Origin of the sequence: Nocardia sp. NPDC051832 (assembly GCF_040681285.1) — a bacterium.
Lineage (GTDB): Bacteria > Actinomycetota > Actinomycetes > Mycobacteriales > Mycobacteriaceae > Nocardia.
In genome coordinates this window covers 735,419-754,311 of the sequence record NZ_JBFAYL010000004.1, presented here as the reverse complement: position 1 = coordinate 754,311, position 18,893 = coordinate 735,419, and the positions used below count along the sequence as shown (strand labels likewise).

The 18,893-nt window shown below is 67.6% G+C and carries 15 protein-coding genes; 7 read left to right on the top strand and 8 right to left on the bottom strand.

Annotated elements, in window-relative coordinates; genetic code table 11:
• Position 1: 1 nt before the first annotated feature.
• The 3 genes from AB0M14_RS28960 to AB0M14_RS28950 form a co-directional block, all read right to left on the bottom strand.
• Entirely contained in the window at positions 2-967 is a 966-nt protein-coding gene (locus AB0M14_RS28960; RefSeq protein ID WP_365000261.1) for a family 43 glycosylhydrolase, read from the bottom strand.
• A 46-nt stretch (positions 968-1,013) separates the two neighbouring features.
• The gene (locus AB0M14_RS28955) at positions 1,014-2,057 is read right to left on the bottom strand and encodes an acyl-CoA desaturase (protein ID WP_365000259.1); all 1,044 of its coding nucleotides are present in this window, start codon (positions 2,055-2,057) and stop codon (positions 1,014-1,016) included.
• 146 nt (positions 2,058-2,203) lie between these two features.
• Entirely contained in the window at positions 2,204-2,665 is a 462-nt protein-coding gene (locus AB0M14_RS28950) for a helix-turn-helix domain-containing protein (protein ID WP_365000257.1), read from the bottom strand.
• Between the two features lie 88 nt (positions 2,666-2,753).
• On the opposite strand from AB0M14_RS28950, the gene AB0M14_RS28945 reads away from it, so the two are divergent.
• From AB0M14_RS28945 to AB0M14_RS28925, 5 genes are all read left to right on the top strand, one after another.
• The gene (locus AB0M14_RS28945; protein ID WP_365000255.1) at positions 2,754-4,061 is read left to right on the top strand and encodes an MFS transporter; all 1,308 of its coding nucleotides are present in this window, start codon (positions 2,754-2,756) and stop codon (positions 4,059-4,061) included.
• Positions 3,943-4,575 carry a TetR/AcrR family transcriptional regulator gene (locus tag AB0M14_RS28940; protein ID WP_365000253.1) on the top strand — a complete coding sequence of 211 codons (633 nt, stop codon included), beginning with the start codon at positions 3,943-3,945 and terminating at the stop codon, positions 4,573-4,575. The genes AB0M14_RS28945 and AB0M14_RS28940 overlap by 119 nt, the downstream gene beginning before the upstream one ends.
• A gap of 88 nt (positions 4,576-4,663) precedes the next feature.
• Positions 4,664-5,797, top strand: a complete 1,134-nt coding sequence (locus tag AB0M14_RS28935) for a phosphotransferase family protein (RefSeq protein WP_365000251.1) — start codon at positions 4,664-4,666, stop codon at positions 5,795-5,797.
• A gap of 43 nt (positions 5,798-5,840) precedes the next feature.
• Positions 5,841-6,929, top strand: a complete 1,089-nt coding sequence (locus AB0M14_RS28930; RefSeq protein WP_365000249.1) for a TIGR03857 family LLM class F420-dependent oxidoreductase — start codon at positions 5,841-5,843, stop codon at positions 6,927-6,929.
• A 19-nt stretch (positions 6,930-6,948) separates the two neighbouring features.
• Positions 6,949-7,779: a hypothetical protein gene (locus tag AB0M14_RS28925; RefSeq protein WP_365000247.1), complete on the top strand. Its 831-nt coding sequence runs from the start codon at positions 6,949-6,951 to the stop codon at positions 7,777-7,779.
• 242 nt (positions 7,780-8,021) lie between these two features.
• Here the strand turns inward: AB0M14_RS28925 and AB0M14_RS28920 are convergent, their stop codons facing one another.
• The gene (locus AB0M14_RS28920) at positions 8,022-14,153 is read right to left on the bottom strand and encodes an amino acid adenylation domain-containing protein (protein ID WP_365000245.1); all 6,132 of its coding nucleotides are present in this window, start codon (positions 14,151-14,153) and stop codon (positions 8,022-8,024) included.
• A gap of 197 nt (positions 14,154-14,350) precedes the next feature.
• Here AB0M14_RS28920 and AB0M14_RS28915 point away from each other — a divergent pair, with 197 nt between their 5' ends.
• Together AB0M14_RS28915 and AB0M14_RS28910 are read left to right on the top strand one after the other, a co-directional pair.
• A complete protein-coding gene (locus AB0M14_RS28915) occupies positions 14,351-15,115 on the top strand; it encodes a phosphotransferase (RefSeq protein WP_365000243.1) in 765 nt (254 codons plus the stop codon).
• A 23-nt stretch (positions 15,116-15,138) separates the two neighbouring features.
• Positions 15,139-15,693 carry a GNAT family N-acetyltransferase gene (locus tag AB0M14_RS28910; protein ID WP_365000241.1) on the top strand — a complete coding sequence of 185 codons (555 nt, stop codon included), beginning with the start codon at positions 15,139-15,141 and terminating at the stop codon, positions 15,691-15,693.
• Positions 15,694-15,696: 3 nt separating this feature from the next.
• Here AB0M14_RS28910 and AB0M14_RS28905 read toward each other — a convergent pair whose 3' ends face one another.
• The 4 genes from AB0M14_RS28905 to AB0M14_RS28890 all read right to left on the bottom strand — a co-directional run bounded on the left by AB0M14_RS28905 (position 15,697) and on the right by AB0M14_RS28890 (position 18,814).
• Positions 15,697-16,833, bottom strand: coding sequence for a lipase family protein (locus AB0M14_RS28905; protein ID WP_365000239.1), 1,137 nt, complete (start codon positions 16,831-16,833; stop codon positions 15,697-15,699).
• 83 nt (positions 16,834-16,916) lie between these two features.
• Positions 16,917-17,291: a hypothetical protein gene (locus AB0M14_RS28900; protein WP_365000237.1), complete on the bottom strand. Its 375-nt coding sequence runs from the start codon at positions 17,289-17,291 to the stop codon at positions 16,917-16,919.
• A gap of 118 nt (positions 17,292-17,409) precedes the next feature.
• On the bottom strand, positions 17,410-17,874 hold the full coding sequence (locus AB0M14_RS28895; protein ID WP_365000235.1) for a DUF6299 family protein: 465 nt from the start codon (positions 17,872-17,874) through the stop codon (positions 17,410-17,412).
• Positions 17,875-17,932: 58 nt separating this feature from the next.
• Entirely contained in the window at positions 17,933-18,814 is an 882-nt protein-coding gene (locus AB0M14_RS28890) for an alpha/beta fold hydrolase (RefSeq protein ID WP_365000233.1), read from the bottom strand.
• Between the last annotated feature and the right edge of the window lie 79 nt (positions 18,815-18,893).

Here is an 18,893-nt window from a genome sequence, read left to right as displayed (position 1 = left end):
TCTATCTGAACTCCGCCAAAACGGTGCCGTGCCGGATAGTCCCCGACACCCCCGGAAGTGCTTGGGGGACTGTCCATACAGCGAAATCATCGAAGCTGTCGCTGTACAGATATACGCCCTGGCGCGGGTCGTCGAGGTTGTAGGCATCGAGGTAGATCCGCCAGCCGCCATTGGGCAGGCGGATCACGCACTGCCCTTCCCGCGGACCGCCCCATCCGGCCCAATCCCCGGTCCGCTCAACGGTATACGGGCCCGCGAGGTGATCGGCGACCGCCAGCTCCACGAACTTGGTGAGCTCGTTCTTGACGAACGCGTAATACCGTCCGAGATGATGCACCACGGTCGTATCGATATAACCGTTCTCGGCACCGGGATTCGGCCCGAGTCCCTCGACCGGGGTGAGCGGCGTCCACGAACTCACTTCGCCGTCGGTGGCCGTCATCAAATGCGGCGTGAACCCCGCGCCGGTGTGCAACGAAACCAGCACCGTGACCTGACCGCTCGGGTCCACGAACCATTCCGGAGCCCACGCGTGCCGCACGCCGGGCAGCTCCACCTGATAGTCGTACATATGAGTCCAGTGGCTCAGATCGTCACTACAGGCGAATCCGAGCGAACTCCCCTCCCATCCCGTCGTGTAGACGAGGTAATAACGCCCGTTCTCGTGCCGGAGCACACTCGGATCCCGCAACAACGGACCTATGTCGGTCGGTTCCGTCGCCGGAGTCGCCGGGTCCGCACCCGGCGGTCGGTACGCCGACGCCTTCAGCAGCTGAAAGGTGGTGGCGTCCACGGATTCGTAGACGTACAAATCGATCTGACTGTTGTTGGTGAACGACACCATCGTGTACCGGACCGCGGGCGTGGTCGCCGGAACCACCGGCGCACCCGCCGCGCGGCCGATCACCAGTCCTTGCAGCGGCAGCGCCGCCGCCCAAGCCATCAACGCTCGCCGGTTCAGTTCCACGCACGGAATTATCCGACGAAAGTTTGCTAAAAGATTGCCGACACTCTCAGTCGCGGAGCGGAACCCCGACGTGGTGCATGTGCCGCAGGGCTTCGCGGTACGAGGCGATCAGCCCGGTCTCGTGATAGTCGACGCCGATCTCGGCGCAGTAGTCCCGGACGATCACCTGCGCGCGCCGCAGGTTCGGCGTCGGCATGCTGGGGAACAGATGGTGCTCGATCTGATAGTTGAGCCCGCCGAGGGCGATGTCGGTCAACGCGCCGCCCCGCACATTGCGGGACGTCAGCACCTGGCGCCGGAGATAGTCGGGCCGGTCGTCACCGGTCAGCGTCGGCATGCCCTTGTGGTTCGGGGCGAAAATGCAGCCCATGTACAGACCGAACAGCCCCTGATGAACGGCCAGGAACGCGAAGGCCTTGTCGGCGGGCAGCACCGCGAACAGTGCCGTCAGATAGAGAGCGAAGTGGCTGAACAGCAGCGCGCCTTCCAGCCCGCGGTGTTTGACCGATCGATTGCGGAGCGCCCGAACTCCGGCCACATGCAGGTTCAGGCCCTCCAGCAACAGCAGTGGAAAGAACAGATACGCCTGCATCCGTCCGATCAGCCGCGGCAGGCCGCGGCTGGCCCGCGCCTGCTGCTGCGACCAGACCAGGATGTCGGGCGCGACATCGGGATCGAGTTCCTCGTGATTCGGGTTGGCGTGATGGCGGGTGTGCTTGTCCTGCCACCACCCGTAGCCCAGTCCGATGCCGGCGTTGCCGACGATTCGCCCGACCAGCTCGGTCGGCTGCCGCAACCGGAAGACCTGGCGATGCGCGACATCGTGCATGACGAGTGCGACCTGAGCGAAAGCCACCGCCAGGAACGCCGCGACCAGCAGCGTCCACCACGAGTCGCCGACGAGCACGAAGGCCGCCCAGCCGGCGACGAACGCGATCCCGACGAGGCTGAGCCGGAGGACGAAGTAGCCGGGCCGCCGGTTCATCAGCCCGGCGTCGGAGATGCGGCGCAGTAGGCGGGCGTAATCACCGTCGGCGCCCCGGCGCGGTGGTCGTGGCGAGGATTCTTGGGCCAAGGCAGGTGTCGTCATAGATCTTCCTGAGAGCTGGAGCGGGTGCCGGCTACCTCCGAAGCTATCGGCGGGATTCTCGTTGCTTGTAATCCCTTGGTATGACGTGGAATCGGGCTGCGGTGTGATATCGGAGGGGCATCGCGGACGCCGGCTCCGACAGTCGATCACATTTCCGCGTCGCCGGCCTCCGGTACGCCGACTCTGCGCACCCGGGTGGTCGCCGCGGTGAGGCTCTTGCCCTGGCGATTCGCCGGGCGCAAGGTGGCGAGGCGGCCGCCATCGCGGTCGACGAGAGTGGAGTGCGCTTCGCCGTCGGCGAAGGCGTGGCGTTCGCCCCATTGCCGCAAGCTCACGACGAGGGTGAACAGATCCTGGCCCGCCGCGGTGAGTTCGTAGACGTGCCGCTTGCCGCCGGGGACCGTGCTCGTGGTGAGAATGCCGTGGTCGACCAGCTTGCGCAGGCGATCGGTGAGGATATTCCGGGCGATGCCGAGGCGGCGCTGGAATTCGGTGAAGGCGGCCGGGCCTTCCATGGCGTCGCGCACGATCAGCAGGCTCCAGCGGTCACCGACGAGGTCGACGGTCCGGGCGACGGGGCAGGTGGGATCGGTCCACTGGTCTCGCATCGAGCTCCTCCAATCGGTTGCGATTTGAAACCATTATGCCTTACCGTCGAATTGGTTGCATTGTGCTACTGATTTGGGAGGCGTTGTGGTGAACGGAGTTACGAGATCGCAGCGGTGGGTGCTGGCGCTGGTGTGCGCGGTGGCCGTATCGACGATCTACGCGATCCAGCCCGTGCTGGTGGGCGCCGGGGCCGACCTCGGGTTGGCGAGCGGGTCGCTGGGCTGGCTGGTCGCCGCCGGCCAGATCGGCTACTTCGCCGGTCTTGTCCTGCTGGTTCCGCTGGCGGACGTGGTGAATCGCCGTCGGCTCATCACCGTGCATCTGGTTCTCGCCGGGGCGGGGGCAGCGCTCGCGGCGGCCGCCCCCAACGGCACGCTCGCGGTGATCGGGCTGGCGGTCGCCGGGTTGTTCGCGGTCGTGGTCCAGGTGGCGGTCGCCTACGTGGCGGCGCTGTCCACGCCGAACGAACGTGGCCGCAATATCGGCGCGGTCACCTCCGGCGTGGTGCTCGGCATCCTCGGCGTTCGCATTCTCGCGGGCGTCCTGGGCGACACCGCCGGGTGGCGCGCGGTGTATGCGGTCCTCGCCGTGCTCTGCTTGTTGCTCGCTCTCGCCGCCCATCGAATTCTCGCCCTGGACAACAGGATTCCCGAGACCCGGTACTCGCAGGCGCTGGCATCGATGCGGCGGTTGGTGCGCACGGATCGCCTGTTCCGGAACCGCGGGCTGATCGCCTTCTTCCTCTTCGCGTCCTTCGGCGCCCTCTGGAGCGGTCTCGCCCTGCCGCTCGGCGCCGAACCCTGGAACTTCGGCGCGACGCAGATCGGCCTGTTCGGAGTGGCGGGCCTGGCCGGGGCGTTCGGCGCCGCCCGAGCGGGGCGGTGGGCCGATTCCGGTGGTGCACAGCCGATTACCGGTTCCGCGCTGGTCCTGCTGTGTACCTCCTGGTTGCTCATCGCCCGGACCGAGCCGACGCTGTGGTTGCTCATCGTCGGCATCATCGTGCTCGACTTCGCCGTCCAGGCTGTGCATGTGAGCAGCCAGCACCTGCTGACCGCGGCGCATCCGCAACACTCCGGCAGCGTCATCGGCGCCTACATGGCGTTCTATTCGCTCGGTTCCGCGCTCGGCGCGCTCACGACCAGCTGGGCGTACAGCGCCGGCGGCTGGCCGGCCTCCTGCTGGGCCGGGGCAGGCTACGCGCTGGCCGCACTGGTGTTGTGGGGTCTGGATCGGATCACCGGTATGAAAGGCTTCCACCGAAATGGAGGTACCGATGCCCGCGAGCCCGACCACGCAGTCCGCCGCCGGAACGCGCCTCAACCGGCGCGGCCGCGAGACCAGGCAACGACTGCTCGAGATCGCGATCGGCTGTCTCGCGGAGGGATCCGGTGAGCCGCTGTCGGCGAATCGGGTGGCGCGCGCGGCCGGGGTCAGCTGGGGCACCTTGAAGCATCAGTTCGGCGATCTGGACGGGCTGTGGGCCGCGGTCCTGATCGAGCTGGCGGATCGCAGCGGTGCGAACAGCCCCGAGGCGTGGCCCCAGTTCCGCGGCTCGGTCGGGGAGCGGCTGCGGGAGATGGTGGACGCGATCTGGGCCATCCTGGGCACACCCGAAGGGCGGGCGGTCGAGACGTTGCGCGCCGGCCTGCCCACCGATCAGGCCGAACGCCTGGCGCTGTTCCCGCAGGCCGCGGCGGCTATGGCCCGGTATGAGGACGCCTGGCTCCGCGCGTTCGAGTACTCGCTGGCGGATCTGCCGATCGACCCGGCGAAAGTGCACCAGGTCCGGTGCCTGATTCCACCCGCGATACGCGGCATCAATAACGAACGCCGTCTCACCTCGGATGCGGATGTCGCCGCCGCGCTGCGCGGATTGGTCGGCGCGACAACGGCTTACCTGGAGTAGCTCCCATTCATTGAGAACCCTTGTTGACAATTGCGGCGCGGCGGCCGAAGGTTACCCGCAGCTTTCGCACCGTTGTCAGGAGTGACCGATGTCTCAACCCCGGGCCGAATCCGGCATGCGACTACAGCGCAGCAGCCGCGACACCAGCACGCTGATGCCGCGGCTGACGGAATGGCTCCGCGCCAGGTTGCCGGAAGCGGCCGACCCGGGCATCACTCTGCTATCGGGTATCGACAGCAATGGGATGTCGGCGGAAACCCTTGTCCTGGATATGAAATGGATCGAGGACGGAGTCGAGCAGCAGGCCGGGATGATCGGCCGGATGGTGCCCGCGCCGGGCGATTTCCCGATCCTGGAAACCTACGACCTGAGCGATCAGTTCGAAGCCATGCGCATCGTGGCCGAATCGAGCGCGGTCCCGGTGCCCCGGGTGCGCTTCCTCGAGCCGACCGGGGAGGTGCTGGGCACCCCGTTCCTGCTGATGGATCGCGTCGAGGGCGCGGTGCCGCCCGACGTCATGCCCTACACCTTCGGCGACAACTGGCTGTTCGACGCGAGCCCCGAGCAGCAGCTCCGGTTGCAGAACAGCACGATCGAGGCGCTCGCCCAGCTGCACGCCATCCCGGATGCGCTGTCCACCTTCGCTTTTCTCGATCCCCGCCGGCCGGGGTCGAGCCCACTCGAGCGCACCCTGAACCGGGCGCGGAGCTGGTACGAGTTCGCGGCCCGCGACAGCGGACGTTCGCCGCTGGTGGAGCGAATCCTGGTGTGGCTCACCGCGAATCTTCCCGATACCGCGACCGGCGAGACCGTCCTGTCCTGGGGTGACGCCCGGATCGGCAACTGCATGTACCGGGACTTCACGCCCGTCGCGGTTCTCGACTGGGAGCTGGCGACGATCGGTCCCCGCGAACTCGACCTGGCCTGGGTCATCTTCGCGCACCGCGTCTTTCAGACCATCGCCAACACCTACGGCCTGCCGGGAATGCCTGACTTCCTGCGCGAGGACGACGTGAAGGCGGCCTACACCGAGTACTCGGGGGTGCGGATCGGCGATCTCACCTGGTACACGCTGTTCTGCGCCCTGAACTACTGCATCGTGTTCATGCGCTCCGGTGGCCGGCAGGTGCATTTCGGCGAGATGGCGCGTCCCGACGACATCGAGATCCTTTTTCATCACAAGTCGCTCGTCGAGGAACTCCTCGCCGAGATCGGCGCCTAGACCCGTCCATCGGACTGAAAAATACCAGGGGAGAACAACTCTCGTGCTCGAGCAACTGAACGAACTGGCCTACTACTGTGTCACCCGGCATCCCGCCGATGCCCGCGTCCTGGTCCCGGAAGCCCGCACCGCCGAGGAGATCGGCCTGGGCTCGTGCATGATCGGCGAGCGCATGACGGTCAAGGATTCCGCGGTGCTTTCCGGCGGAGTCGCCGGGTGCACAACGGATCTCGGGATCGCGGCGGCCGCCACGAATCACCACACCCGGCACCCGATGGTGACCGCCACCATGGGTTCGACCATGCAGGCGATGACCGAGGGCCGCTACGCGATGGCCTTCGGTCGCGGCATGGCCGCGAACTGGAAGGCGATCGGCCTGCCCGCGGTCACCGAGGCGCAGCTCCGCGACTTCGTCGGCATCCTGCGCCGCCTCTGGGCCGGCGAGACCATCCTCGGTCACGACGGGCCGGCCGGTTCCTGGCCGGTGCTGTACCACCAGAACGGACTCGAGGACGCGCCGCCGATCGGCTTCGTCGCGGTCGGCCCGAAGACCCTCGAACTGGCGGGCGAGATCGGCGACTTCGTCATCCTGCACACCTTCTTCTCCGATGAGGCCACCGCGAATTCCGTTGCGGCAGTGCGCCGCGGCGCCGAGCGCGCGGGCAAGGACCCGGACAGCGTCCGAATCTGGTCCTGCCTGGCGACCGCGAGCGACGCGCTGTCGGCGGAGGATCAGCTGCGCCGGCGGACCGGTCGCCTGGTCACCTACTTGCAGGCCTACGCCGATGTCCTGATCGCCGCCAACGGCTGGGATCCGCGGGTGTGGGAGCGAATTCGCGGTACGCAGCTGTTTCTCGACGCCGCCGCGGCCGGGCCCATCGACGCGTCCGCCTCGGTCGATGTGCTCGAGCAGTTCGACGCCCTCATCCCGGACGAGTGGCTGAACTCGGCCGCCTACGGCACGCCGAAGCAGTGCGTCGCCAAGATTTCGCGCGAACTCGATCTCGGTTGCCACTCCGTGATCATGCACGGCGCGAGCCCGCACGAGCTGGCCTCGGTGGTGGCGGCGTATCGAGACAACCGCCCCACGCTGCGGCGAGCGGTCGCGGCCAACCCCGGGAAGTTCCGCTGAGGATCGATAGTCTGGCGTAATGCAGTGGCCCGACCCGAGCGTTCCCCTGACCTACGACGATGCGCTGCGCATCGCACAAGATCTGGCTCCGGATCCCGGCAGCCTCCGCCACTACCCACATCATGAGCTCGAAACAGCCGAATACGGCAGCGGTTTCGTGTTCTTGGACACCGTCCCGACCGACCTCGGTCCAACCGACGGCTACGTCCTGGTGACCACCACGAGGCGCGGCGGCGGGCTCCTGTCCGCCGCCGGCTACACCATCGATACGGTGATCGCCGAGCACTTGGCCGACGCCGCACACGCCAACCGAGACATCCCCGACAGCGAACTCACCGCGGCGCACCGACTAGCCCTCGAGGCCTACGACGCGGGCCGCACCCGCATCGACGACTCGCCCGGCCGGGCAACGGTCGACGCCGAAACAGCCGACTACGCCGAGTACGTCCTACTCGCCCTGCGTCACAACAGCAAACAGGGCGGCACCGGCCGAAAAATTCTGGCCCACAACGATTCCCTGCTGCAACCCCCCGACCCCCGGCGCCGCTACACCCAACCCTGCCCACACTGCGGCCAACCCTCCGTCTACGAACCCCGCTACCCCCAAGCCGTCTGCGTGCCCTGCAAGAACCGCACCACCGACCGCACCGGCCGCCAGATCACCGGCTTCAACACCAGCTTCGGCGGCGGAATGATCGCCTACTACACCGACACCCTCACCCCCGGCTCCCAGCAAGAAGAATGCGCCGAAGTCACCCGCACGGGAGCATGTTTCATCAACGGCCATCCAGCAACCATGCGGGAGGCCAGGTTCGGCGGAATCGTCGTGGAGCTGGGTTCTGCGGGCTAGGAACCGACTGCATTTTCGGACGGGCCGACATCCTGTGTGCTCTGCCGAAGGCGATGTTCGCGCGCTCGGTGCTGTGCCGAGATGAGTGAGCGCGGCCCGTTCGTGCCGCACAGGCCGGGCGTCACTGCACAGTGGTGATCGCGCGGGCGCAATCACACCTCCCGCTGTAGCCACATCAGCCACAGCGCTACCCGCGGCGCGAAGGCTCGTTTCCAGACAAGTCCGAGGTGTCGGGCGAATGGCTATGTGTTCGGTGTGGGTGGGAAGAATCCGATCTCTACGAAGAAGTCGAAGTAGCGGGTGAGCGTCGCGGTGTCGACACCGGGGACATGCGCTATGGGGTGGGTTAGGGCTGGTTTTGGAGTGTTGTCCTCGGTCGAGTCTTGTTCTGCGGCGTAGTTGGTGCTCAAAGCTGCTGCGCGGGAGAGGGATTCGTCGCCGGAGTCGACTTGCTGCTCGGCGGCGGTGGTGAGTGCCTCGGGGAAGTGCTCGGGTTCGACCAGGTCCAATCGGTAGCCGCGTCGATGAGCTTCGTCCACGATCGCTCGCAGCGGCAGTGTGGTGTTCGTGGATAGGTCGAGAGTTGTTCCTGGTGCGTGCGGGTGTCCGGCGGACCGCACGATCTCCTCGGCGACGTGATCGACTGGGAGCATGGCGATTTCGGCGTCGGCGAGGTTGGGGGCGATACCGATTACGAGCATGGAGCGCACCATCGTCCACCAGGCATCGTCGGTTCCGGCTGCGCCGCTGTGCGAATCGCCGGTGATCAGGCCGGGGCGGTAGATCGTCGCGGGTATGCCGCGCTGTGCACCGGTGCGGACGAGTTGCTCGGCGACCCATTTCGTCAGCACATAGCCGGGCAGCCCCGAAGGCAGGTCAGCGGCTTGCGGATCGGAGCCGGTGGTTTGCGGGGCTGAGCTGGTCGATACGTAGTGGACGGGCTTGACTCGGGTGGTGGTGGCCAGTCGCAGGACCTCGGTGGTGCCTGCGACGTTCGGGGCGCGCATGCGGTCGTAGGGCTCGAGATGATTGACGAGCGCGCCGTTGTGGTAGATCTCGTCGATTTGTTCGGCGAGTTCGAGGAAGCGCTGGGGCGTGAGGCCGAGGCGGGGTTGCGCGAGATCGCCTGGAATCGCGACGATTCGGGATTCACTGCCGGACAGGTCGATTCGGTAGCGCGTCGCGGTGGCGAGGATGCGGGCTTGGGCCGTGGTGTCATCGGTCGCCCGGACGAGGCAGTAAATCGTGGCGTTCGTCTGGGCGAGTAGTTCGCGCACCAGGAACGCGCCCAGGAACCCCGTTGCGCCGGTGAGCAGGACAGCTTCGGGGGCACCCGTGTGTGGGGGAGTGCTCCCGAGAGTGGTGATCGATTCGTCCAGTACGAGGTCGGCGGCCGGGTTGTGACCGGTCGTCTCGCTCGTTCTTCGCCGCACTGCGGCCGCCAGCTGATCGACCCGCGGGTGTGTGAACAAGTGCCGCAACGGAACCTCGATGCCGAGGCGTTCGGTCAGCGCGGTCCGCACCCGAACCGCCGACAGTGAGGTTCCGCCCAGGGTGAAGAAGTCGTCATCGCGGCCGACCCGTTCGACGCCCAGCACGGTGGCGAAGACTTCGGCGACGATCTGCTCGTCGGCGGTGCTCGGCGCGCGGTACGCCCGGGTGGGTAACTGCGGGTCGGGCAAGGCAGCCCGGTCGAGCTTGCCGGTCGAACCGAGCGGGAACTCGGCCACGACTGTCAGGTGCGCCGGAATCATGTAGCCCGGCAGCAGCTTTCGCAACGCAGCCAGCACCTCGGCGGAATCGACGGTTACCTCGGAAGTCACGTATCCGATCAACTGCTCGCGGCGCACGGTCACGGCCGCACCCGTAATTCCCGCCTGCGCGCGCAGGGCAGCTTCGATCTCGCCCGGTTCGATCCGCTGACCGCGCAATTTCATCTGCACATCGGTGCGACCGAGATACTCCAGATCTCCGGTGCGGTTGCGGCGCACCAGATCTCCGGTGCGATACATCCGGGCGCCCTTGGGCCCGTAGGGGTCGGCGACGAAACGCTCTGCGGTGCGCCCGGTCTGGCGCAGGTAACCCCGGGCCAGCTGGACGCCGGACAGATACAGTTCGCCAGGCGTACCGGAAGGGACCGGATGCAGTCGTGCGTCGAGCACGTAGGCCCGGCAGTTCCCGTGCGGGCGGCCGATCGGCACGGAACCATCCTCGATACCGGTCACCTCCGCGCCGGTGATGGACACCGTGGCCTCCGTCGGCCCGTACAGATTGTGCAACCGCGCCGAGCAGGCAGCGGTGAACCGCGCGATCGTCGCCGCGGCCAGCGGCTCACCACCCACCCAGACCGCACGCAGCGACGAGAGTGACCGCGGTGCGGCGGAATCGAGCAAGAGCTCCAGCAGCGAGGGCACCGACGCCGTCACTGTCACCTGATGCTCGGTGATGAGGTGAGCCAGATACCCGGGGTCCGTGCGCCTTTCGGCCGACGCCAGCACCAGGTGCGCGCCGACGCTCAGCGGCGCGGCATAACCGAGCAGGGACGCGTCGAAGGTGAACGGAACCGATTGCAGGAAGGTATCGTTCGCGGCCAGCTGGTATTCCGCGGCGAAGAAGGAGGTCTGGTTCACGATCGCCGCGTGCGGCACACCCACCCCCTTGGGGCGGCCGGTAGACCCGGACGTGAAGATCACGTAGGCCAGGTCCTGGTCGCGCAGCGGACGTAGTCGATCCGCGTCGGTCACCGGGGAATCCGAAAACATCGACAGTGCCTCGGAGTCGTCGGTCCGGAGGACCGGCCGATCATGGATCGCGACCCCGTCGCCGGACGTCAGAACGCACATCGGATCCGCGGCGTCGACGATGTCGGCGATGCGAGCAGCCGGCTGGCCGGGATCGATCGGAACATACGCGCCACCGGCCTGCATGATCGCGTACATGCCGACCACCGAATCCAGCCCAGGCGGCATCGCGAGGCCCACGGCAGTACCGGGACCGACGCCCATTGCGATCAGCTTGCGGGCCAGACGGTTGACCAGACCGGCCAGCTCCCCATAGTTCAGCGACTCGCTATCGCAGGTGACGGCTGGTGCGGTGGGGGAGCGCTGGGCCTGCGAGGAAAACCCGTCGAGCAACAGCCGGGAGGACTGTCGATGGGCAGGCCCGGTCGCCGAGCTCAGCTGTGCGGCGCGCTCCGGCCGATCGAGCACCGGCAGATCCCCGACCGGCCGCTGCGGTTCCGCCACCGCCGCGCTCAGCAGCCCGATCAACCGCCGGCTCATGTCGTGCACCGTCGCCGGATCGAACAGATCCGTCGCATACCGCCAGGAACAGCTCAGCCCCGCCGAATCCTGCCGTGGCACAACCGTCAACTGCACATCGACCGGGCTGACCGCATCCCCGAGCTCGACCGGTTCCACCGTCAGCCCGGGTAGTCGCAGCGCCTCGCCCTGGAAGTTCTGGAACGCCAGCACCACCTGGAACAGCGGATGATGCGCTTGGCTGCGCGGCGGATCGAGTTCGGCGACCAGCCGCTCGAACGGAATGTCGGCGTGCGCGAACGCACGCAAATCGGTCTCGCGCACCCGATCGACGAGCTGCGCGAAACTCTCCGAACCATCGATGCGGGTACGCAGCACGAGGGTGTTGACGAACATGCCGACCAGATCGTCCAGCTCCGGTTCACCGCGACCGGCCACCGGTGTCCCGATCGCGATGTCCTCGGCGCCCGAGACCCGGGCCAGCAGCACCGCCAGCGCCGCGTGCAGCACCATGAACAGCGTGGCATCCCGGTCCTTGGCGAACTGTTCGAGAGCGTGGTGCAGGTCCGCGCCGAGGTGAAATCCTTGGGCCGCACCGTGATTGCTCGCGATCGGCGGGCGCGGGCGATCAGCCGGTAGTTCGAGCACGGTGGGCAGTCCGGAGAGGGTCTCGCGCCAGTGGCCCAGCTGTGCGGTCAGCGGCGAATCCGGATCGGTTGCCGCACCGAGCATCTCGCGCTGCCAGATCGCGAAGTCGGCGTACTGCACCGGAAGTGGCTTCCACGCCGGCGCCTGCCCTCGCGAGCGCGCCTCGTAGGCGACCATCAGATCGCGTGTCAGGGGCGCGAGCGAGGATCCGTCGGCCGCGATGTGATGGATCACCAGCGCCAGCACGGATTCGTCCGGCCCGAGCCGGAACAGCTTGGCCCGCAACGGGACCTCCGTGGTCACGTCGAACCCCGCGCTCATGTACTCGCTGAGTTCCCGCGGCAGTACGGCATCCGTCGTCTCGACCGGATTCAGCTCCATTCGTACCTGCTCGGCGGGCAGAACACGCTGATAACCACTCCCGTCCTGCTCCGGGTAGACGGTGCGCAGCACTTCGTGCCGCTCCAGCACATCGCGCATCGCAAGGCCGAGAGCTTCCGTCCGCAGAGCGCCGGAAAGGCGAAGCGCCACCGGGATATTGTGCGCTTGCGATGCCGGATCCAAGCGCGCCAGGAACCACATTCGCTGCTGCGCCAGCGACAGCGGCGGCCGCTGGTCGCGCGTGCGCGCGGTCAGCGGCAGGTGCCGTGGCATCGTAGCCGCCAGATCGTCCACGGCCGCAGCCAATTCCGTGACGGTGGGATGTTCGAACACGGTCCTGGCCGGCACCCGGATCTCCAGTGCGGCACGCAAGCGACCCGCCACCCGCGTCGCCAGCAGCGAATTGCCACCGAGCTCGAAGAAGTCGTCGTCGGCGCTGACCCGCCCGGTCCCGAGCAGATCCGCGACGATCGCGGCCACGGTCCGCTCGGTCGCCGTCACGGGTTCGCGATACGAGCGCTTGGTGAGCACCGGATCCGGCAGCGCCGCGTAGTCCAGCTTGCCCACCGGCGTCATCGGAATGCCGTCGATCGCCGTCACCGCCGCGGGCACCGCGTGCCGGGGCAACTGCCGCCGGGCGCGTTCCAGCAAGACCGCGGCGTCGAACTCCGTACCCGGCGCGGGCACCACATACGACACGAGCGCATCCGCCCCGCTGGGCAGCCGTCGCAGCACCGTGGTGGCGAACGCGACCGAGTCCGCGCCGGCCAGCACCGCGTCGATCTCGCCCAGCTCCACCCGGAACCCGCGAATCTTGACCTGCGCGTCGGTGCGCCCGAGATACTGCACCTGCGGCGAACCATCGTTTCCGGTGACCCAGCGCACCAAATCGCCGGTGCGATAGATCCGTTCGCCACTGCCGTCGGGATGCGCGACGAACCGTGCCGCCGTCAGCGCGGGCCGCTCGTGATACCCACGAGCCAATCCCGGCCCCGCCAAATACAATTCACCCGCCACCCGATCCGGAACCGGCGACAATCGGGCGTCGAGCACCAGCGCCGTCATGCCCGCGACCGGCCGCCCGATCGTGACGATGTCGCCCGGATGCAACGTCCCACTGATCGTGGCCGCCACCGTGGTCTCGGTCGGCCCGTACAGATTGAAGAACGCCCGCCCGGGAGCCCACCGCGCGACCAGCTCGGCGGGGCAGGCCTCACCCCCGACGATCAGCGACCGCAACGCGGGCAGATCCGTGTCCGCGATCTCCGCGAGCGCCGCCGGTGTGATGAACGCGTGCGTCACCCGCTCGTCCCACAGCAGCTCGGCGAGCTCGTCACCGCCGTAGATATCGGGCGGGACCACGACCATCGTGGCGCCGGCTCCGACCGCGAGCAACAACTCCAAGATCGACGCGTCGAAACTCGGTGAGGCGAAATGCAAGGTCCGCGCCGCCGCGGTCACGCCGAACCGCCGAACCTGCTCGGCGCACAAACCGGACAGACCGGCGTGGGTCACGGCCACACCCTTCGGCAGCCCGGTCGAACCAGAGGTGTAGATCACATAGGCGACATCCGCGCCGTGCAGCCGCCGCACCCGCTCCCGGAAGTGCACCGGCTCGGCCGAAGCGCCCGCCAGCGCCTCGGCGCACTCGGGGGAATCGAGGTCGAGCCACGCCAGCTCCGCAGGCAGATCGTTCCGAACAGTCGACAGGGTCAACCCGAGGGTGGCCCCGCAATCGCCGATCATGTGTGTCACCCGGTCGATCGGGTAGTGCGGATCCACCGGCACGAACGCCGCCCCCGTCTGCGCCACGGCCCACACCGCGAGCACCGAGTCGATCGACCGGGGCAACGCCAGCACCACGCGATCGCCCGGCCCCACCCCGCGCGCGATCAGCACCCGCGCTAGTCGCGCCGATTGCTCGCCGAGCTCCCGATAGGTCAGCACCCGTCCAGCAAATCGAACGGCGCACGCCTCCGGGTCGAGATCGACCGCCGCTTGCAATAGCTGCGGCAACGTCCGAACTCGCGACTTGCGAACCCGCCCCACGCGGCCACGGCGGACCGCGAGAATCTCGGCAGCCACCGCATCCACCTTCCAGTCTCGACTCTTCGACAACGCCCGCAATTCTATCAAGGCAACTATTCAGCTATTTCTCAGTTTCGGGAGGAACGAACACGTTGCGGCGCTGCGCAATTCGGGCGGCGGTAACACTCGGGCACCGGCGCGCGAGTCCCCGGGCGCGGAAAATCGGGCGACGCCGACGTCGCCTCCCGCACATAATGGCCGACGTGGATGAAGTCGAGGTGATCGTCGCCCATCACGAGCGGGCCACCTTGCGCGTCGGCGAGGTATTCCTGAAGATCGACGTCGATCAGGCCCGAACCGGTGTCGAGGTCGCGGCGATGGCGCTGGCGCCCATCCCGACGCCAAAGGTCCTGTGGCACAAGCCTCCAGTACTCGCGCTCGCCGCCCTCCGAGGCACGGCACTCGCGCGCCTCGGGCGGCCGTCGACCGCGTCGCCGGCGGCGTGGCGGGCGGCGGGCGCCGCCATCCGCGCCCTGCACGACGCGCCGCTGCCGCCCTGGCCCGGCCGCGGCGTCGACGAGTTGCGCTCCGAACTCGACCACGAATGTGACTGGCTTCTCACCCAACACGCGCTGCCCGCCGACCTCGTAGCCGGCAACCGTCAGGTCGCCGAAGCCGCGCTCCGCCCCTGGACCCCGGTGTTCACCCACAGCGACCTCCAGGTCGCCCACATATTCGTCGACGGCGACGAGGTCACCGGCGTGCTCGACTGGTCCGAGGCCGCCTGCGGGGATGCCCTGTTCGATCTCGCCACAGTGACCCTCGGACACCCGGAGCACCTCGGCGACGTCCTCGCCGGCTACGGCACGGAGGTCGACCTCGACGTGATCCGCGCCTGGTGGTCGCTGCGCAGCCTGCGCGGCATCCGCTGGCTGGTCGAGCACGGATTCGACCCGAACATGCCGGGCGGCGAGGTCGACGTCCTGCGCCGTGCGCTGAAAAACGACTGGCGGCCGTGATCCGCGCCATGTGACCATCGCCTATGGCCACCTACCTCGAAACCGACCGAATGGTGTTGCGGCACTTCACCGAGAACGACGCCGAATTGCTCATCGAACTCGACAGCGACCCCGTGGTGATGCGCTACCTCTCCGGCGGCGCACCGACGCCTGCGGAACAGATCCGGCACGAGACGATCCCGCGGCTGCTGAGCCAATATCAGAAGTGGGACAACGCTTTCGGCACCTTCGCGGCACAGGGGAGAACCAGCGGCGAGTTCCTCGGCTGGTTCATTCTGCGCCCCAGAGCCGACGGCCCCTTGAACGAAGTCGAACTCGGCTACCGGTTCCGGAAATCAGCCTGGGGCAACGGATATGCCACGGAGGGCTCGATCGCATTGCTGCGCAAAGCGTTCACCGAATACCAAGCGCGACTGGTCTGGGCCGAGACGCTGGTGGTCAACCGCGGCTCACGCCACGTCATGGAGAAACTCGGGATGACCCACGTCCGGACCTTCCCCGCCGAACCGCCCCTGTTCGAAGGCGCCGAGCACGGCGAGGTCCGCTACGAGATCACCCGCGCCGACTGGGAACACTGACTCTCAGCTCAGCCGCTGACGGAGAAAGTCCAGCGCGTCCGAACCGGAGACCGAGACGATGGAATTGTGGGTCGCTGTGGGGTAGACCCGCAGCTCGGCCGGTGTGCCCGCCCGGTCGAGTTGTTGCTGGAGCAGCTCCGCGGCGGGCAGCGGCATGATGTCGTCGAGGGCGCCCTGAGCGATGCGAATCGGCGCGCGGTAGCCGGTCACCGGGACGGTGAGGTAGTCCCGGACCGCGGCCTCGAAGACCGGGTCGCTCAACGATTTCGCGAGCAACTCACTCGGCGGCCGGCCGCGGACCATGCGTTGCACGGGGGACAGGTCACACTCGGGACTGGTCTCGGCGAGGCGGACGGCGGCGCGGCCCTTCTCGGTGAGGAATTCGGCGACCGGCACATCCGGGCGCGCATGCGCCAGGCCGGCGATCGCCAGCACGCCGTTCACCATGATGCCGTTGACCAACGGCAGAACCGGGGTGTTCGGACCCATCACCCCGAGCAGATGCTCGACATTCGACGTGGGCGAAAAGGCAAGCACACCACGCAGATCCAGCTCCGGCGCGTACTCGGTCGCCATCGACCCGGCGAACAGCGCCGCGTGCCCGCCCTGCGACAGGCCGGACGCGACATAGGACGCGGACAGCTCAGGCGCGAGAGCGCGACCGGCCCGCACCACGTCGATCACCGCATGCCCGGCGGCTCGCCCGGCCAGATACTCGTGATAGCCCGGCGCGCCCAGCCCGATGTAATCGCTTGCCGCGACGGCATATCCGGCACTCAGGAACCGGGACAGGTCGGGCGTCTGATCAACCGGCCCGGCATAACCGTTGTTCCGGCTCGGCGCGCAGCCCTCGGTCATGCCGGAGGTGCCGTGCCCCCAGGACACGACCGGCCAGCCACCCCGCGGCGGCTGCCCCGCGGGCACATACACCATGCCGCCACTGATCTGCGGTTCCCCACGCTGCCCGGTGGTCCGGTAGACGAGTCGAAAACCGCTGCCCGCGTGCGGAATCAACTCCGAACCGTGCAGCGGCGCAGACTCGATCACGGTTCCCGGCTCCGCCGTCGGCCGGCCTTCCGCGATGGTGGTGCCGGTCAGAGGCAGCACGACTGCCACCACCGCGGCAAGAAGCAAGCGCATTCGATCCCCCCGAAATCATCGATCACGGTGCTCAGGTCACCGATGCCGAAACTATCAGAGAGCGCGCGAAGTGGACGGGTCGACTACGGGCATCTCGGCTCGCGGGAAATCCGCAGCGCGTCCAGCGGGATCGGGTTTCCGTCGATGGCGTGGTTGTAGTACCTGGCATTGTTCGGATTGACACAGGTCTCCCAGCCGTCGGCGAAATGCAGATAGACCACATCGTCACGTCGGGCGTTGACCACCCAGTGCGCGCCCCTGGCGCCCCTCAGCCATTGCCAGCCACTGGTGACGTCCTGAAAAGCGCCGACCCGGTACCAATTCTGATCGTAGAGACACACCCAGGGCCAGGTGCAATCGTCCGCGGCCTGCGCCTGGCCGGCCGTGAGTGGTGTCAGCGCACCGGCCAATCCGATCAACGCCGCTACTACGCCGGTGCGATATCGAACATTCCTCATCGGTGAACTCCATTCAGCGGGAAGTATTCCGCTCCAGAGTCCAAGCTCGACAGCCGAAAGCCGCGGGAACTGGACAACTTTGGCCGGCCCTGGCCAACGTTGTCCACGACTGCCCGACTCAGCGCTGCAACGTGACGGTGACCTGATCGAGCTCGCCCCGGCTGATGTTCCCGTCCGCGGTGTAGAAGTCCCAGAGGACGAGGAGCCTGGCGGGGCCTGGCTGGAACGGGTACACCTCCGGTGCCGGAAGGGTGATCGCGTAGTCGTGCGCGGTGCCATCGCAGACCGGCGCGCTCGGCCGCTCCTCGGTGTAGCTGAGCGTCGCGTCCGCGGGATCGCCCTGGGTCAACGTCGTGCTGCCGTACGTTTCGCCCGGGCCTCCGGTGCAGGTGTAGGTGCCTGTGATCCGCACTGTGCCATCGGCGTTGAGCTGCTGGATGGCGGCGGCGGTGAGCTGGGCTACGGGGGCTGCCGAGGCCGGACCCGCCAGCGCTGCCGCGCCCGTGCACCCCACCACCGCCGCGATAGCCATTCGGAGGAACCGATTTCCAGGTCCGGCGGTCCGGAGATTCTCAGCGATCACACGACTCTCCTTGGGATGGAAAGGAATTCGCGGGTAGATGTGACGCTGAGTCTATCCGCTACGGCGCCGTCCACGCCCGGAACGCGGCGACGAACTCCTCGGGTGCGTCGGACTCGACGTAGGTTCCCGCGCCTGCGACGATAACGGTCTTGTGGTCGGTGAACGTCGCTTCCAGACGCTCGCGTTCCTGCGCACGGAAGGCGATGTCGGCGTCACCCCACACGATGAGGGTCGGCAGCTGGGCGACGATCGGAAGACCGGCTTCGACCTCGGCGAAGAATTCCCGGCTGGCGAGAACCCGGTGGGGGAGCATCGCGGAGGCCTGGCGCCGACCGGGTGTGTCCAGCGCGCGGCGGTAGTGCGTCATCTCGGCCGCGCTCGGTTTCCGCCTGCGGTGGCCGGTCGGGATGAAGGTGTTGACGAGCAGGTTGAGCCGCCGGACCAGGAAGCGGCCCGGAGCTCCGCCGAGGATGCGGGAGAAGGCCTCGAAGTGCAGCTCGCCGTTGACCGGCCAGGCCCAGGTGTTGGCGAGCGTCAGGCGATCGAAGGCGCCCGGCCGGCGCTGCGCGACCGCCAGCCCGATCAGGCCGCCCCAGTCCTGCCCGACCAGAGTGACCCCGTCCAGGCCGAGCTTGTCCACGAACCCGGTGACCACGTCCGCGTGCTCCTCGGGCAGGTATCGGTAGCCGGGCTGGGCGGTCGACAACCCGAAGCCGGGGTAATCCAAGGCGACGCAACGGAAGTCGCCGCGCAGGGCGCGGATCACATCGCGCCAGAGGAACGACCAGGTCGGATTCCCGTGCAGGAACAGCAAGGTGGGGCCGGAACCCTCGTCGACGTAGTGCACCGTGTGCCCGTCGACCTCGAGAAAACGGCTCTCGAACGGAAACAGGCTGTCATCGACCCATCCGGGTCGCACGCTCTTGGTGGTATCGGCCATAGCGGCCCCCCTCTGGGCTCGGCGTCAAGGTAAACTTGAGGATGTCACGGGTACTTTAGAATTTCAAGCGAATGAGGAA

Coding starts and splice junctions, on each gene's coding strand:
- AB0M14_RS28950 (WP_365000257.1), bottom strand. CDS start 2,665: ATGCGAGACCAGTGGACCGATCCCACCTGCCCCGTCGCCCGGACCGTC.
- AB0M14_RS28905 (WP_365000239.1), bottom strand. CDS start 16,833: ATGCGCTTGCTTCTTGCCGCGGTGGTGGCAGTCGTGCTGCCTCTGACC.
- AB0M14_RS28935 (WP_365000251.1), top strand. CDS start 4,664: ATGTCTCAACCCCGGGCCGAATCCGGCATGCGACTACAGCGCAGCAGC.
- AB0M14_RS28925 (WP_365000247.1), top strand. CDS start 6,949: ATGCAGTGGCCCGACCCGAGCGTTCCCCTGACCTACGACGATGCGCTG.
- AB0M14_RS28910 (WP_365000241.1), top strand. CDS start 15,139: ATGGCCACCTACCTCGAAACCGACCGAATGGTGTTGCGGCACTTCACC.
- AB0M14_RS28940 (WP_365000253.1), top strand. CDS start 3,943: ATGCCCGCGAGCCCGACCACGCAGTCCGCCGCCGGAACGCGCCTCAAC.
- AB0M14_RS28890 (WP_365000233.1), bottom strand. CDS start 18,814: ATGGCCGATACCACCAAGAGCGTGCGACCCGGATGGGTCGATGACAGC.
- AB0M14_RS28955 (WP_365000259.1), bottom strand. CDS start 2,057: ATGACGACACCTGCCTTGGCCCAAGAATCCTCGCCACGACCACCGCGC.
- AB0M14_RS28900 (WP_365000237.1), bottom strand. CDS start 17,291: ATGAGGAATGTTCGATATCGCACCGGCGTAGTAGCGGCGTTGATCGGA.
- AB0M14_RS28915 (WP_365000243.1), top strand. CDS start 14,351: ATGGCCGACGTGGATGAAGTCGAGGTGATCGTCGCCCATCACGAGCGG.